The organism is Mycobacterium sp. NGS15, from assembly GCF_059813245.1.
This window is the reverse complement of the sequence record NZ_JCALEF010000003.1, coordinates 173,816-187,606: the sequence shown is the minus strand read 5'-3', so window position 1 is coordinate 187,606 and position 13,791 is coordinate 173,816. Positions and strand designations below refer to the sequence as shown.

General features: G+C 64.9%; 14 protein-coding genes. 6 read left to right on the top strand and 8 right to left on the bottom strand.

All coding sequences use genetic code 11. The features are described 5' to 3' along the window. The first annotated feature begins 18 nt into the window (after positions 1 to 18). Positions 19 to 996 (top strand): quinone oxidoreductase family protein, encoded by a 978-nt coding sequence (locus AC5Y5C_RS08570; RefSeq protein WP_499970975.1) that lies wholly within the window; start codon positions 19 to 21, stop codon positions 994 to 996. Here the strand turns inward: AC5Y5C_RS08570 and AC5Y5C_RS08565 are convergent. Then, on the bottom strand, positions 985 to 1,923 hold the full coding sequence (locus AC5Y5C_RS08565) for a heme o synthase (protein WP_499970973.1): 939 nt from the start codon (positions 1,921 to 1,923) through the stop codon (positions 985 to 987). The genes AC5Y5C_RS08570 and AC5Y5C_RS08565 overlap by 12 nt on opposite strands. A gap of 227 nt (positions 1,924 to 2,150) precedes the next feature. On the opposite strand from AC5Y5C_RS08565, the gene tkt reads away from it, so the two are divergent. From tkt to pgl, 5 genes are read left to right on the top strand one after another with little or no spacing between them, the layout of a single operon-like run. Then, positions 2,151 to 4,280, top strand: coding sequence for a transketolase (gene tkt, locus AC5Y5C_RS08560; RefSeq protein ID WP_499970972.1), 2,130 nt, complete (start codon positions 2,151 to 2,153; stop codon positions 4,278 to 4,280). Positions 4,281 to 4,306: 26 nt separating this feature from the next. Beyond that, positions 4,307 to 5,440: a transaldolase gene (gene tal / locus AC5Y5C_RS08555; protein WP_499970970.1), complete on the top strand. Its 1,134-nt coding sequence runs from the start codon at positions 4,307 to 4,309 to the stop codon at positions 5,438 to 5,440. A gap of 2 nt (positions 5,441 to 5,442) precedes the next feature. Next, on the top strand, positions 5,443 to 7,020 hold the full coding sequence (zwf, locus tag AC5Y5C_RS08550) for a glucose-6-phosphate dehydrogenase (RefSeq protein ID WP_499970969.1): 1,578 nt from the start codon (positions 5,443 to 5,445) through the stop codon (positions 7,018 to 7,020). Further along, entirely contained in the window at positions 7,017 to 7,925 is a 909-nt protein-coding gene (gene opcA / locus AC5Y5C_RS08545) for a glucose-6-phosphate dehydrogenase assembly protein OpcA (protein WP_499970968.1), read from the top strand. Before zwf ends, opcA begins: the two co-directional genes overlap by 4 nt. Next, positions 7,922 to 8,665: a 6-phosphogluconolactonase gene (gene pgl, locus AC5Y5C_RS08540; RefSeq protein ID WP_499970967.1), complete on the top strand. Its 744-nt coding sequence runs from the start codon at positions 7,922 to 7,924 to the stop codon at positions 8,663 to 8,665. Before opcA ends, pgl begins: the two co-directional genes overlap by 4 nt. A 56-nt stretch (positions 8,666 to 8,721) precedes the next feature. Here pgl and AC5Y5C_RS08535 read toward each other — a convergent pair whose 3' ends face one another. The 7 genes from AC5Y5C_RS08535 to gap form a co-directional block, all read right to left on the bottom strand. Then, a complete protein-coding gene (locus AC5Y5C_RS08535) occupies positions 8,722 to 9,471 on the bottom strand; it encodes a hypothetical protein (RefSeq protein ID WP_499970965.1) in 750 nt (249 codons plus the stop codon). Continuing rightward, positions 9,458 to 9,793, bottom strand: a complete 336-nt coding sequence (locus AC5Y5C_RS08530) for a hypothetical protein (protein WP_499970964.1) — start codon at positions 9,791 to 9,793, stop codon at positions 9,458 to 9,460. Before AC5Y5C_RS08530 ends, AC5Y5C_RS08535 begins: the two co-directional genes overlap by 14 nt. Continuing rightward, the gene (locus AC5Y5C_RS08525; RefSeq protein WP_499970963.1) at positions 9,790 to 10,176 is read right to left on the bottom strand and encodes a hypothetical protein; all 387 of its coding nucleotides are present in this window, start codon (positions 10,174 to 10,176) and stop codon (positions 9,790 to 9,792) included. Before AC5Y5C_RS08525 ends, AC5Y5C_RS08530 begins: the two co-directional genes overlap by 4 nt. A gap of 265 nt (positions 10,177 to 10,441) precedes the next feature. Then, positions 10,442 to 10,678, bottom strand: a complete 237-nt coding sequence (gene secG, locus AC5Y5C_RS08520; RefSeq protein ID WP_030093493.1) for a preprotein translocase subunit SecG — start codon at positions 10,676 to 10,678, stop codon at positions 10,442 to 10,444. 49 nt (positions 10,679 to 10,727) lie between these two features. Next, a complete protein-coding gene (gene tpiA / locus AC5Y5C_RS08515; RefSeq protein WP_499970961.1) occupies positions 10,728 to 11,513 on the bottom strand; it encodes a triose-phosphate isomerase in 786 nt (261 codons plus the stop codon). Continuing rightward, positions 11,510 to 12,757, bottom strand: coding sequence for a phosphoglycerate kinase (locus AC5Y5C_RS08510; RefSeq protein ID WP_499970960.1), 1,248 nt, complete (start codon positions 12,755 to 12,757; stop codon positions 11,510 to 11,512). Before AC5Y5C_RS08510 ends, tpiA begins: the two co-directional genes overlap by 4 nt. Positions 12,758 to 12,761: 4 nt before the next feature. Beyond that, positions 12,762 to 13,784 (bottom strand): type I glyceraldehyde-3-phosphate dehydrogenase, encoded by a 1,023-nt coding sequence (gene gap / locus AC5Y5C_RS08505; protein WP_057965938.1) that lies wholly within the window; start codon positions 13,782 to 13,784, stop codon positions 12,762 to 12,764. Between the last annotated feature and the right edge of the window lie 7 nt (positions 13,785 to 13,791).

The window sequence follows — 13,791 nt, the reverse complement described above, 5'->3', positions numbered from 1 at the left end:
GCCTGGATACTGGTACCCATGCGCGCCATCGAAGTCCCCGTGACCGGCGGACCCGAAGTCCTCACTCTTGTCGAAAAGACCGACCCGACACCGGGCCCCGGCCAGGTACTCATCGACGTCGACGCGGTGGGAGTCAACTTCCGCGACATCTATCTACGCAACGGCAGCTATGCCGCTCCGCTCCCCCACATCCCAGGATCCGAGGTCAGTGGACTGGTGAGCGCGGTCGGCGAGGGCGTGGAGAACCTCGTCCCCGGAGACCGCGTGGCCAGCCCGGTCGCGAACTGGGGATACGCCGAATCTACTACTGCGCCAGCAGGCTTCACCGCAAAAGTGCCCCAAAGCCTGTCCGCGGAAGTCGCCGCGAGCGCGCTGCTCCAAGGCATCACCGCGCACTACCTCCTCACCTCGGTCTACCCCGTGGCGGCCGGTGACACCGTGCTGGTGCACGCCGGCGCCGGCGGCATGGGCTTGCTGCTGACCCAGTGGGCGTCCCATCGCGGCGTCAGGGTCATCACCACCGTGTCGAGCGAGGCCAAAGAGAAGCTGTCCCGCGAGGCCGGGGCCACCGACGTGCTGCCCTACCCCGATCCTGCGGATCCGGCGGAGTTCGCCTCACGGATCCTGGAATTGACCTCCGGAGAGGGTGTCGCGGTCGCCTACGACGGCGTTGGCAAGTCGACCTTCGAGGCCAGCCTGGCCGCCGTCCGGGTGCGCGGCCTGGTCGCCCTGTATGGCGCGGCCAGCGGTCAGGTACCGCCCTTCGACCCGCAGCGCCTCACCGCCAAATCGGCGGTGCTCACCCGCCCCACCATGGGCCATTTCATCCGGACCCCCGAAGAATTCGCCTGGCGAGCCGGCGATGTCCTGGACCTGGTGGCACGCGGGACATTGAAAATCACCGTCGGCGCGAGTTACCCGCTGGACCAGGCCGCGCAGGCACATATCGATCTGGAGGCGCGCAAGACCACCGGATCGGTCGTGCTAGTGCCCTAGCAGCCCGTTACCCAGCAGCAGCGGCCAGCCGACCACCGAGTCGACGGCCAGCGCGCAGAAGACGACCGCCAGATAGTTGTTCGACTGCAAGAACAAGCGCAGCGGTTTGATCGGCTGTCCCTTCCGCACACCCGAGTAGAGCTGGTGTGCCATCGCCAGGAACCACACCCCCGCCAAGAACGCGACCACGGCATAGATGACACCCGCGGCCAGCGCGAGCGCCAGCGTGGCCAGCACCGTCAGCCAGGTGTAGATGAGGATCAGCTTGGTGACCTTCTCCTCGGTGGCGATCACCGGCAGCATGGGGACACCCGCGGCCCGGTAGTCCTCCTTGTAGCGCATCGCGAGTGCCCAGGTATGCGGTGGTGTCCAGAAGAAGATGATCGCGAACATCACCACGGCCGGCCACTGAATCGTGTCGGTGACCGCTGACCAGCCGATCATCACCGGCATGCATCCGGCCGCGCCGCCCCAGACCACGTTCTGTGCGGTGCGGCGCTTGAGCACCAGCGTGTAGACGAACACGTAAAAGGCGATGGTGGCCACAGCGAGCACACCGGAAAGCAGGTTGGCGGTCCACCACAGCCAGGCGAACGCCCCGATGCCGAGCACGATTCCGAAGATCAGCGCATTGCGGGTCGTGACCGACGCGGTGGCCAACGGCCTGCGCGCCGTGCGCTTCATCACCTTGTCGATATCGGCATCGGCGACACAGTTCAGGGTGTTGGCGCTGGCCGCGGCCATGATCCCGCCGACGAGCGTGTCCAGGATGAGCAGCGGATTCACATGACCGCGATCGGCCAGGAGCATCGCGGGGATCGTGGTGACCAACAGCAGCTCGATGACCCGCGGCTTAGTCAGCGCCACATAGGCCAGGATGGTCGAAAGGAAGGGGCCGCGAGCGCGCGAGCCTTGCGTCTCTCGCATCCGCACAGCGCTGATCCTCCTGGGTAGCTATTCGGTGAGCCAGCCGACCCGCGGCACTGAGCGCTCTACTACAGACGATGGTAGACCGCCAGGGTCGCGCGTCGACAACCAAGGTCGGCCCCGCGGAAGTGAACATAGGTTGTCCGCTATCGGACTATCACATTGCCTGGAACACGTGACCCGGCCGTGAGGCAGCGGTGCGAAATCGGCAGCACTACGATGGGGCCGTGACCGCGACCTCGCATGAACTGGCGGAGATCCCGACCGATATCCCAACCCTCACCCGGGCCAACCACCCGGATGACTGGACTGACCTGGACTCGCGCGCGGTGGACACCGTGCGGGTGCTGGCCGCCGACGCCGTGCAGAAGGTCGGCAATGGCCACCCCGGCACCGCGATGAGTCTGGCGCCCTTGGCGTACACGCTTTTCCAGCGCCAGCTGCGCCACGATCCCAGTGACACCACCTGGATCGGGCGCGACCGATTCGTGCTGTCCTGCGGCCACAGCAGCCTGACCCTGTACTTGCAGCTGTACTTGGGCGGGTTCGGCCTCGAGCTCTCCGATATCGAGGCGCTGCGCACCTGGGGCTCGCTGACCCCGGGCCACCCCGAGTACCACCACACCAAGGGCGTGGAGATCACCACCGGCCCGCTCGGCCAGGGCCTGGCCTCGGCGGTCGGGATGGCGATGGCGTCCCGCTATGAGCGTGGCCTCTTCGACCCCGACGCCGCTCCCGGTACCAGCCCGTTCGACCACTTCATCTACGTCATCGCTTCTGACGGCGACATCGAAGAGGGAGTTACGTCCGAGGCGTCCTCGCTGGCAGGTACCCAGCAGCTCGGCAACCTCATCGTTATCTGGGACGACAACGAGATCTCCATCGAGCACGACACCAAAATCGCGCTCAGCGAGGACACCGCGGCCCGATACGAGGCATACGGCTGGCACGTGCAGACCGTGGTCGGCGGCGAGAACGTCGCCGGTATCGAAGAGGCCCTTGCCAACGCGCGCGCGGTCACTGACCGTCCGTCGTTCATCGCCCTGCGCACCATCATCGGCTTCCCGGCCCCCACCAAGATGAACACCGGCGGTGTACACGGCTCGGCTCTGGGCGCCGACGAGGTGGCCGCCACCAAGAAGATCCTGGGATTCGACCCGGACAAGTCGTTCGATGTCGCCCCCGAGGTCATCGAGCACACTCGCGCACTGGTGCAGCGCGGCAAGCAGGAACATGCCGAGTGGGACAAGGACTTTGACGCCTGGGCCGCCCGCGAGCCCGAACGCAAGGCGCTGCTGGACCGACTGCTGGCCGGGGCCCTGCCCGAGGGCTGGGACACCGACCTTCCGTCCTGGGAGCCCGGCTCCAAAGGTGTCGCCACCCGCGCGGCCTCCGGCGATACCCTGTCGGCACTCGGCGCCAAGCTGCCGGAGCTGTGGGGCGGCTCGGCCGACCTGGCGGGCAGCAACAACACCACCATCAAGGGCGCCGACTCGTTCGGCCCCACGTCCATCGCGACCTCCGATTGGAACGCCCAACCCTACGGGCGCACACTGCATTTCGGCATCCGCGAGCACGCCATGGGCTCGATCCTGTCCGGCATCGTGCTACACGGGCCCACCCGCGCGTACGGTGGCACGTTCCTGCAGTTCGCCGACTACATGCGACCGGCGGTGCGCCTGGCCGCGTTGATGAACATCGACCCGATATACGTGTGGACACACGACTCGATCGGCCTCGGCGAGGACGGCCCCACCCACCAGCCGGTGGAGCACCTGGCCGCCCTGCGCGCCATCCCCAACCTGTCGGTGGTGCGTCCCGGTGATGCCAACGAAACCGCCTATGCCTGGGCCACCGTCCTGGAGCGTCAATCCAGCACCGGCCCAGTCGGTTTGGCTTTGACCCGCCAAGGCGTGCCGATCTTGGAGGGCACCAGCCGTGAGGGTGTCGCCAAGGGTGCCTACGTGCTGGAAGCAGCCAGTGGCAATCCGGCGGACACGCCCGACGTGATCCTCATCGGCACCGGCTCGGAGCTGCAGCTTGCCGTCGAGGCGAAGAAGATTCTGGCCGCCAAGGGAATTGCGGCCTCTGTGGTGTCGTTCCCCTGTGTGGAATGGTTCGAGTCGCAGCCTCGGGAGTACCGCGACAGCGTGCTGCCGCCATCTGTGCGCGCCCGCGTGGTCGTGGAGGCCGGAATAGCGCAGAGCTGGTACAAGTTCACCGGAGATGCCGGTCAGATCGTCTCGCTGGAGCACTTCGGAGCTTCCGCCGACGACAAGACCCTGTTCCGCGAGTTCGGCTTTACCCCGGATGCAGTGGCTGCGGCCGCCGAAAGGTCCATCGCAGCAGCTCAATAACCCCGAATCAGGAAGGGATGAATCCCATGGGCACATCTGATCAGAACGCTAATCTCGCCGAACTGAGCGAAGCCGGAGTCGCCGTCTGGCTCGACGATCTCTCCCGGGACCGACTCAACTCGGGCAACCTCGCCGAGCTGATCGCGACCAGAAGCATCGTCGGGGTGACCACCAACCCGGCGATCTTCCAGGCCGCCCTGTCCAAGGGGCATGCCTACGACGCGCAGATCGCCGAGCTGGCCGAGCGGGGGGCCGATGTGGACTCCGCAGTCCGCACCGCCACCACCGACGACGTGCGGGCCGCCTGCGATGTGTTGGCTCCGCAGTACGAAGCCTCCGAGGGCGTGGATGGTCGAGTTTCCATCGAGGTGGACCCCCGCCTGGCCCACGACACCGACAAGACCATCCTGCAGGCCATCGAGCTGTGGAAGATCGTTGACCGGCCGAACCTGTTGATCAAGATCCCGGCGACCAAAGCCGGTCTGCCCGCGATCGCGGCGGTGATCGCCGAAGGCATCTCGGTGAATGTCACCCTGATCTTCTCGGTGGAGCGACACAGGGAAGTGATGGACGCCTACCTGACCGGCCTGGAGGCCGCCAAGGAAGCCGGCCGAGACCTTTCCAAGATCCACTCGGTGGCATCGTTCTTCGTCTCCCGGGTGGACACCGAGATCGACAAACGCCTTGAGGACATCGGCAATGGTCAGGCGCTATCCCTGCGCGGCCGGGCCGGGGTCGCCAACGCCCGCCTCGCCTACCAGGCCTACGAGAAGGTCTTCGATCACGGTCACCGGTTCGCCGAGCTCAAGAAGGCCGGTGCACGCGTGCAGCGTCCGCTATGGGCCTCGACCGGAGTCAAGAACCCCGACTACGACGACACGATGTACGTGGTGGACCTGGTAGCTCCGCACACCGTCAACACCATGCCCGAAAAGACACTGGAGGCTGTTGCCGACCACGGTGTGGTCACCGGCAACACCATTCACGGGACCTACGACGGCGCCCACGCGGTCTTCCATGAGCTGACGCGCGCGGGGATCGATCTGGATGACGTGTTCGAAGTGCTCGAAACCGAAGGCGTCGACAAGTTTGAGGTCGCCTGGAACGAGCTCATCGATGCCACCCAGGCCCAGCTCGACGCGGCCTCTGACAAGAGCTGAACATGGGCGATGGTCTTCGCGCAAGCGGCTCATCCACAGCAGCATCGGCGAAAGGGCCACGTGAACTGAACCCGTTACGGGACAAGCGCGATAAACGTCTGCCGCGCATCGCGGGTCCGTGTTCGCTGGTGATCTTCGGCGTCACCGGCGATCTGGCCCGCAAGAAGTTGATGCCGGCCATCTATGACCTGGCCAATCGCGGCCTGCTGCCTCCGTCCTTCGCGCTGGTCGGATTCGCCCGCCGGGACTGGGCCAACGAGGATTTTGGGCAGATCGTGCTCGACGCCGTCAAGGAGCACTCGCGCACCCCGTTCCGCCAGCATGTATGGGACCGCCTTGCCGAGGGGATCCGGTTTGTACAGGGCAGTTTCGACGATGACGCAGCCTTCGAGCAGCTTAAGAAGACGCTGCAGACGCTCGATGAGGAACGTGGCACCGGCGGCAATCACGCCTTCTACCTGTCGATTCCGCCGAAGGCCTTCCCGGACGTATGCGAGCAGCTGTCCAAATCCAGCCTCGCACAACCGGTGGACGGCGCATGGCGCCGAGTGGTAATAGAGAAACCCTTCGGCCACGACCTGCAGAGTGCTCGCGAGCTCAACGCCGTGGTGAACAAGGTATTCCCTGAGGAATCGGTGTTCCGCATCGACCACTACCTCGGCAAGGAGACGGTGCAGAACATCCTGGCGCTGCGTTTCGCCAACCAGTTGTTCGACCCGATCTGGAATGCCCACTTCGTCGACCATGTCCAGATCACGATGGCCGAGGACATCGGATTAGGCGGTCGCGCAGGGTATTACGACGGTATCGGGGCGGCCCGCGATGTCATCCAGAACCACCTGCTGCAGCTGCTGGCATTCACCGCCATGGAGGAGCCCATCAACTTCTCCCCCGCCGAACTGCAGGCCGAGAAGATCAAGGTGCTCTCGGCCACCCGGCTCGCCGAGCCGCTCGCCGAGACCACCGCACGCGGCCAATACGGTCCGGGGTGGCAGGGCAGCCAGCAGGTACCAGGGCTGCTGGAAGAGGAGGGCTTCTCCAAGACCTCGACCACCGAGACATTCGCCGCGATCACCCTGGAGGTCGACAGCCGGCGATGGGCCGGAGTGCCGTTCTACCTGCGGACCGGAAAACGCTTGGGCCGCAGGGTTACTGAAATCGCCTTGGTGTTCAAGCGAGCACCGCACCTGCCCTTCGACTCCACGATGACCGAGGAACTAGGCGCCAACGCGCTGGTGATTCGGGTGCAGCCCGACGAAGGCGTCACGCTGCGGTTCGGGTCGAAGGTCCCCGGCAACGCCATGGAAGTACGGGACGTCAATATGGACTTCTCGTACGAGCAGGCGTTCACCGAGGAATCGCCGGAGGCCTACGAGCGGTTGATCCTCGATGTGCTGTTGGGAGAACCCTCGCTGTTCCCGGTAAACGCCGAAGTCGAATTGTCCTGGCAGATCCTGGACCCGGCGTTGGACTTCTGGGCCTCCGGCGGCAAACCCGAGACCTACGAGTCCGGAACCTGGGGCCCGCAGTCGGCGTTCGACATGATGGCCCGTACGGGACGCGATTGGAGGCGGCCGTGATCGTCGATCTGCCCGACACCACCACCAACGACGTCAATAAGAAGCTGGTGGAGCTGCGCGAAACCGGCGGCGCCGTCACCATGGCCCGTGTGCTGACCCTGGTTGTCATCACCGATGTCGGCGATGACGTCGAAGAGGTCATCGAGGCCGCCAACGGTGCCAGCCACGAGCATCCATGCCGCATCATCGTGCTGGAACGCAATCCACTGGCCCCCAAGACCGGTCTGAACGCCCAGATCCGGGTCGGTGGCGATGCCGGGGCTGGCGAGGTTGTCGTCCTGCGGCTGCGCGGCCCGCTCGCCGCCCACGAACACAGCGTCGTGATTCCCTTCCTGCTGCCCGACACCCCGGTGGTGGCCTGGTGGCCTAACCAGGCTCCGCCCGTCCCCGCTAAAGACCCACTGGGACGCTTGGCGATTCGCCGCATCACCGATGCGACAACGGCACCGGACCCCCTGACTGCGATCAAGAACCGGCTCGCCGGGTACACCCCGGGAGATACCGACCTATCGTGGAGCCGGATCACCTATTGGCGGGCACTGCTGGCCTCGGCGCTAGATCAGTCACCGTACGAGGGCATCAACTCGGCAGTGGTGTCCGGGCTGGCCACCGAGCCCGCGCTGGATGTGACCGCAGGCTGGCTCGCCTCACGTATCGAGGGCCCCGTCACCCGGCTGGTCGGCGAGCTCAAGGTGGAACTGCACCGCGACAGCGAGATCGTCACCTTGAGTCGGCCGCAGACCGGGGCCATCGCGACATTGGCCCGCACCGGGCGTCCGTCGGCGTCACTTCCATTGCCGCGCAGGGAGACACGAGATTGCCTGGCCGAGGACTTGCGCCGCCTCGATCCCGATGAGATCTATCGCACGGCGCTTGAGGGGATCGCGAAGGTGCAGTACCTATGAGTGAAACAATCATCGAAAAGTACGCGGACACCGATGCTTTGGTGACCGCGTCGGGTGATCGGCTGGCGCTCGCGATCGCCGGTGCCCTCGCCGAACGCGGTAAGGCGATGATCGTGCTCACCGGCGGCGGCACCGGTATCGCCCTGCTCAAACATCTGCGCGATGTCGCCAGTGACCTCGACTGGGCCAACGTCCACGTGTTCTGGGGCGACGACCGGTACGTACCGAAAACCGATCCGGAACGCAATGCCTGGCAGGCCTGGGAAGCGCTGCTCGAACATGTCGACTTTCCCATGCGCAACATGCATGCCATGCCCAACAGCGACAGTGAATACGGCACAGATCTGGATGCGGCCGCGCTCGCTTACGAGCAGCTGCTGGCCGCCAATGCCGAGCCCGGCCAGGACTGCCCCACCTTCGACGTTCACCTACTGGGCATGGGCGGCGAGGGACATATCAACTCGCTGTTCCCGCACACTCCTGCCGTCAGGGAGACGCAGCGGCTGGTCGTTGCGGTACCGGACTCCCCCAAGCCGCCACCGCAGCGGATCACGTTGACACTGCCCGCCATTCAGCGCTCGCGTGAAGTGTGGCTGATTGTTTCGGGCGAGGCCAAGGCCGACGCGGTAGCCGCAGCCATCGGCGGAGCCGACCCGATTGACGTACCCGCGGCCGGCGCCATCGGCACCGAGCGCACGGTGTGGCTGCTCGACCACGCCGCCGCGAGCAAGCTGGACTAGCCGTCCTCGCACTAAGTGCCCCTCGATAGGTCCGCGTAAACGCTGCGCGCTGCGGTCTAACTCTCGTTCCCTTGCCCCGCGGCGAACAGTGCATCCGGATCGACAGAGAGTCCATGTTCGGCCGGTGCCGAAGCCGGTTGCGACTGTCGGGCGGCCGGGGCCTGAATCGGGGCGACGGCGGGTCCTGGCGCAGGCGTCCGCAGGCGCTCCACATTCATCGTGAACTCGGCCACCCCATCGCGGATCGCGGCCGCGTGTTCGTCGAGGCGATCCAAGAGCTGAGACAGTGTGCGCCCCATCTTGTTTCCGAGCGCGGAGGCATCTGCTACGGCAGAGGCGATGGTGGTCGCCATGCTGCCACCCTGGGTGATGGGTGAGGCGGCTCGGGCCGCCGTGAACTCGGTGATGACGTCATCCACGTACCCTTCTACCCATTGTCCGAGCATGCTTCGGGTGTGGGTGACCAGATCCGTCACCACATTGATGCGCTGATTGACGTTTGCCGCGACCACGCGCAGTTCTTGTAGAGCCTCATCGATCAGACCGGCCGACTCGCCGAACCCTTTTGCCGCCGCACCACGGTGACCTTCATCCAGCGCGCTGAGCACAGCCGCCAGCTCCTGCTGCACATTCGTGACATCGGCGATGCAATACCGCCAGAAGGTGGCCTCCGCGGAGGCTGCGACCGGGTCACCCCGAAGCGCATCGAGTGGTTCTTCGAGGAACTGCACATGCTCGACCAGGAAGCCCAACCCGGCTTCGTGGAGGCGAGTGAGCGGTTTCAGCTCGGCATCAAGGGTGTCCACCGAACCCTTCACCAATCTTCGTCATCGCGGCGACGGTCTGATCCTCCGCTTCGGCAATCTGCCGAGCCTGGTCGTGCAGACGCTGCCCTGTCTCCACCATGACATCACCCAGGGTCCGCACCGCGTCGGACAGCTGGTCGATACTCCCCCGCACCGACATCACGAAATCCGACGACACCGCCCCCAGATCCTGCTCATCAAGCCCGTCTCCGTGACGATCGAGCAGGAATCGCACCGACCCCCCGGCGCTCTCCAGATTCGCCGCCTCGTGCAGCACCACGTCTCGGTCAAAGTGGAAAGTCCCGCTCGCGTCACTGCTCATGACGACGATCCCAGATGTTCACCCTCCCCAAGGTGCCCCCCGTCCAGGTAGCCCTTGACGTAGTCCATCGCCGGGCCGTCGCCGGTGAGGTCATGCAATGTGCTGTGGATCTGGCTGGCCGCGTTGACCTGCGCCGCGGCGATAGTCCTGGTGATGATTGCCGACAGATCCCTCGCATCCATCGACAGCGTCGATTCCTCCAGATCCAGGGCCTCGATGCGGCCTCCCGATCCAACGGTCACCGCTATCCCCACGTCGTCCTTCGCATGGCCCCGAACCAAGCCGACGGTCTGTTGCACGTACTGGGCACGCTGCCCAAGAACCTCCAGGCGATCCTGATACTCACGAATCCATTGGCGGGGGTCACCACGGCACTCCGACATGACGAGGGGCTCCTTTCCTGGGGTACGGCCGGTGAAACGGGAACGTCCCCTCCGCGTCCCCGGTCCACCGACCGCTGATGGCACTTGTCGACTTCTGTGCCATACATAGAGATGGATGGGCCGAGGACATGAATCGGTTCCATGAATTTTGAAGAAATTTCTCGGCAAATAGATGAAACATTAACTACCTGCGAGGATATCGACCGCAGAGACAAAACAGCGGACTACCTGTGCAGTAGTCCGCTGTCCATAAATCGCTATTACGTTATCCGCCGAGCTTGATCTCCAGCCCGACACCGATGATCGAGATCACCCAAATGGCTGTGACGAAGTAGGTGAGCCGGTCCAAGTTCTTCTCCACCACGGTTGAACCGGAGAGGCTCGACTGGACGCCACCACCGAACAGCGTCGACAGACCGCCGCCCTTCGCCCGGTGCAACAGCACCAGCAGGACCACCAACAAGCTCGTGATCACCAGGATGATCTGCAGCGCCAATTCCATGGGGGTAAGCCTACCGGCTCCGTTCCAGCCACCTGCGCAGGGATGACTGCTACAGCAGGGGTCCACCCGCGGCGATCGCCGACATCTGGGCGAACTGCTCACCGTCCAGGGAAGCGCCACCCACCAGGGCACCATCGACATCGTCCTGTGCGATGAGTTCGCCCACGTTCTTGGCGTTGGCCGAACCGCCGTACAAGACGCGCACCGACGCTGCTACCTCCGCGTTCGCAATCTGGGCCAGCTCGGCACGGATCGCGGCACACACCTCCTGCGCATCCGCCGCGCTGGCCACCCGGCCGGTGCCGATGGCCCATACCGGCTCATAGGCGATGACAACCTTGTCGACCTGTTCCGCACTGAGCCCGGCCAGCGACCCACGCAAGGAGTTCACGTTGTATTGGACGTGGTCCCCCGCTTCGCGGACGTCGAGGGCCTCGCCGATGCACACGATCGGCGTCAGGCCGTGCTTGAGCGCCGCGGCGGCCTTGGCGGCAACCAGCGCATCATCCTCGGCGTGGTACTGACGACGCTCGGAGTGCCCAACCACGACGTACGTGACACCCAGCTTGGCCAGGAATGCGCCGCTGATCTCACCGGTGTAGGCACCCGAGTCATGCACCGACAAGTCCTGGGCACCGTAGGTAAGGCGCAGCTTGTCCCCGTCGACCAGGGTCTGCACACTCCGAATATCGGTGAACGGCGGGATGACCGTCACGTCCACCTTGTCGAAGTACTTGTCCGGCAACGAGAACGCAATCTTTTGCACCAGGGCAATGGCCTCGAAGTGGTTGCGGTTCATCTTCCAGTTGCCGGCGATCAGGGGTTTGCGGCTCATGACTCCAGTACCTCAATTCCGGGAAGCGTCTTGCCCTCAAGGTATTCCAGGGATGCGCCACCACCAGTCGAGATATGGGAGAAGCCGTCGTCCGGTAGGTCCAGCGCACGCACCGCGGCCGCCGAATCGCCACCGCCGACCACGCTGAACGCGCCTTTCTCGGTGGCCGCGATGATCGCCTCGGCGACACCCCGAGTGCCTGCGGCGAAAGCCGGGAACTCAAAGACACCCATGGGACCGTTCCAGAAGATGGTCTTGGCATTCGACAACACCGCCGTGAATCGCTTCACCGACTCCGGCCCGATATCCAGGCCCATCTTGCCCTCCGGAATGGCATCCGCGGCAACGATTTCCGACGGCGAGTCGGCGGCAAACCCGTCCGCCGCCACGATGTCCATCGGCAGGTGAATCACATCGGCATAGGTATCCAGAAGCCGCTTGCACGTCTCCACCATCTCCGGCTGCACCAGCGACTTGCCGACCGGCAGCCCCTGTGCGGCCAGGAAGGTGAAGCACATCCCACCGCCGATCACCAGGCTGTCGGCCTTCGTGGCCAGCGATTCGATGACCGCCAACTTGTCCGAGACCTTGGACCCACCGAGCACCACCGCGTACGGACGCTCGGTGCTAGCGGTGAGCACCCGCAGAACTTCCACCTCGGCAGCCACCAGTCCACCGGCGTAATGCGGCAGCAGGGTCGCCACGTCGTAAACGGAGGCCTGCTTGCGGTGCACCACACCGAATCCATCGGAGACGAACGCGCCATCGGTACCCGTTGGGCCGCCTACCAATTCGGCCAACTCCTGGGCAAGTGCCAGCCGTTGTGCATCATCTTTACTGGTCTCACGGGGATCGAACCGGATGTTCTCCAACAGCAGCACGTCACCGTCGGTGAGGCCTTCGGCACGCGCTAGCGCGTCGGTGCCGACGACGTCGCCGGCAACCTGCACGTGCTGACCCAGCAGTTCGCTGAGCGCAGCACCCACGGGAGCCAGCGACAGCGCGGGGTCCGGCTTACCGTCCGGGCGGCCCAGATGGGCGGCGACGATGACCTTGGCCCCGGCACCCGCGAGCGCGCGGATAGTCGGCACCGAGGCCACGATCCGGCCGGGGTCAGAAATGTGGGCGATGTTGCCGTCCAGGTACTCGAGCGGGACGTTCAGGTCCGACCGGACCAGCACGCCCTTGCCCGAAACTCCCTCTGCCAGCAGGTCGTTGAGGGACCTTAGCGAAGACACAGCCATGCTTCTACAGCGACTTGCCGACCAGGCCGACCAGGTCGACCAGGCGGTTCGAGTAACCCCACTCGTTGTCGTACCAGGAGACCACCTTGGCCTGGTTGTCGATCACCTTGGTCAGCCCTGCGTCGAAAATCGAGCTGTGCGGGTCGGTGACGATGTCCGAGGACACGATCGGCGCGTCGTAGTACTTCAGGATGCCCTTGAGCTTGCCCTCCGCGGCGGCCTTCATGGCGGCGTTGATGTCGGCGGCGCTGGCGGCCTTCGCAAGCTCCACGGTGAGGTCGGTCGCCGAACCCGTGGGGATCGGCACGCGCAGGGCGTAACCGTCGAGCTTGCCCTTGAGCTCAGGCAACACCAGACCGATGGCCTTGGCGGCGCCGGTCGAGGTCGGCACGATGTTCAGCGCGGCGGCGCGGGCGCGACGCAGATCGCTGTGCGGGCCGTCCTGCAGGTTCTGGTCCTGGGTGTAGGCGTGGATTGTGGTCATCAGGCCCTTGACGATGCCGAATTCGTCATTGAGCACCTTGGCCAGCGGTCCGAGGCAGTTCGTGGTGCACGAGGCATTGGAGATGATGTTCTGGCTGCCGTCGTACTTGTCGTCGTTGACGCCCAGCACGATGGTGATGTCCTCGTCGCTGGCGGGCGCGGAGATGATGACCTTCTTGGCGCCGGCGTCCAGGTGACCCTGTGCCTTCTCACGCTTGGTGAAGATGCCGGTCGATTCGACGACGACGTCGACACCCAGGTCACCCCACGGCAGTGCCGCCGGACCTTCGCGGACCTCGAGAGCCTTGATCTTGTGGTCGCCGACAACGATCGTGTCATCGCCTTCGAGGCTGACGTCATAAGGAAGCCGGCCCAGGATGGAGTCGAATTTCAGCAGGTGGGCCAGGGTGGCGTTATCGGTCAGGTCGTTGACCGCGACGATCTCGATGTCGGTGTTGATCCCTTGAGCCTTCTGCGCGTCCAGTGCCCGAAAGAAGTTCCGGCCGATCCGGCCAAACCCGTTTACGCCTACCCGGACAGTCACGTAGCGC

Bases quoted from the DNA above. Each gene is read 5' to 3' on its own strand.
- AC5Y5C_RS08570 (WP_499970975.1), top strand. From the start codon at position 19: ATGCGCGCCATCGAAGTCCCCGTGACCGGCGGACCCGAAGTCCTCACT.
- AC5Y5C_RS08565 (WP_499970973.1), bottom strand. From the start codon at position 1,923: ATGCGAGAGACGCAAGGCTCGCGCGCTCGCGGCCCCTTCCTTTCGACC.
- tal (WP_499970970.1), top strand. From the start codon at position 4,307: ATGGGCACATCTGATCAGAACGCTAATCTCGCCGAACTGAGCGAAGCC.
- zwf (WP_499970969.1), top strand. From the start codon at position 5,443: ATGGGCGATGGTCTTCGCGCAAGCGGCTCATCCACAGCAGCATCGGCG.
- pgl (WP_499970967.1), top strand. From the start codon at position 7,922: ATGAGTGAAACAATCATCGAAAAGTACGCGGACACCGATGCTTTGGTG.
- AC5Y5C_RS08530 (WP_499970964.1), bottom strand. From the start codon at position 9,793: ATGAGCAGTGACGCGAGCGGGACTTTCCACTTTGACCGAGACGTGGTG.
- AC5Y5C_RS08525 (WP_499970963.1), bottom strand. From the start codon at position 10,176: ATGTCGGAGTGCCGTGGTGACCCCCGCCAATGGATTCGTGAGTATCAG.
- secG (WP_030093493.1), bottom strand. From the start codon at position 10,678: ATGGAATTGGCGCTGCAGATCATCCTGGTGATCACGAGCTTGTTGGTG.
- tpiA (WP_499970961.1), bottom strand. From the start codon at position 11,513: ATGAGCCGCAAACCCCTGATCGCCGGCAACTGGAAGATGAACCGCAAC.
- AC5Y5C_RS08510 (WP_499970960.1), bottom strand. From the start codon at position 12,757: ATGGCTGTGTCTTCGCTAAGGTCCCTCAACGACCTGCTGGCAGAGGGA.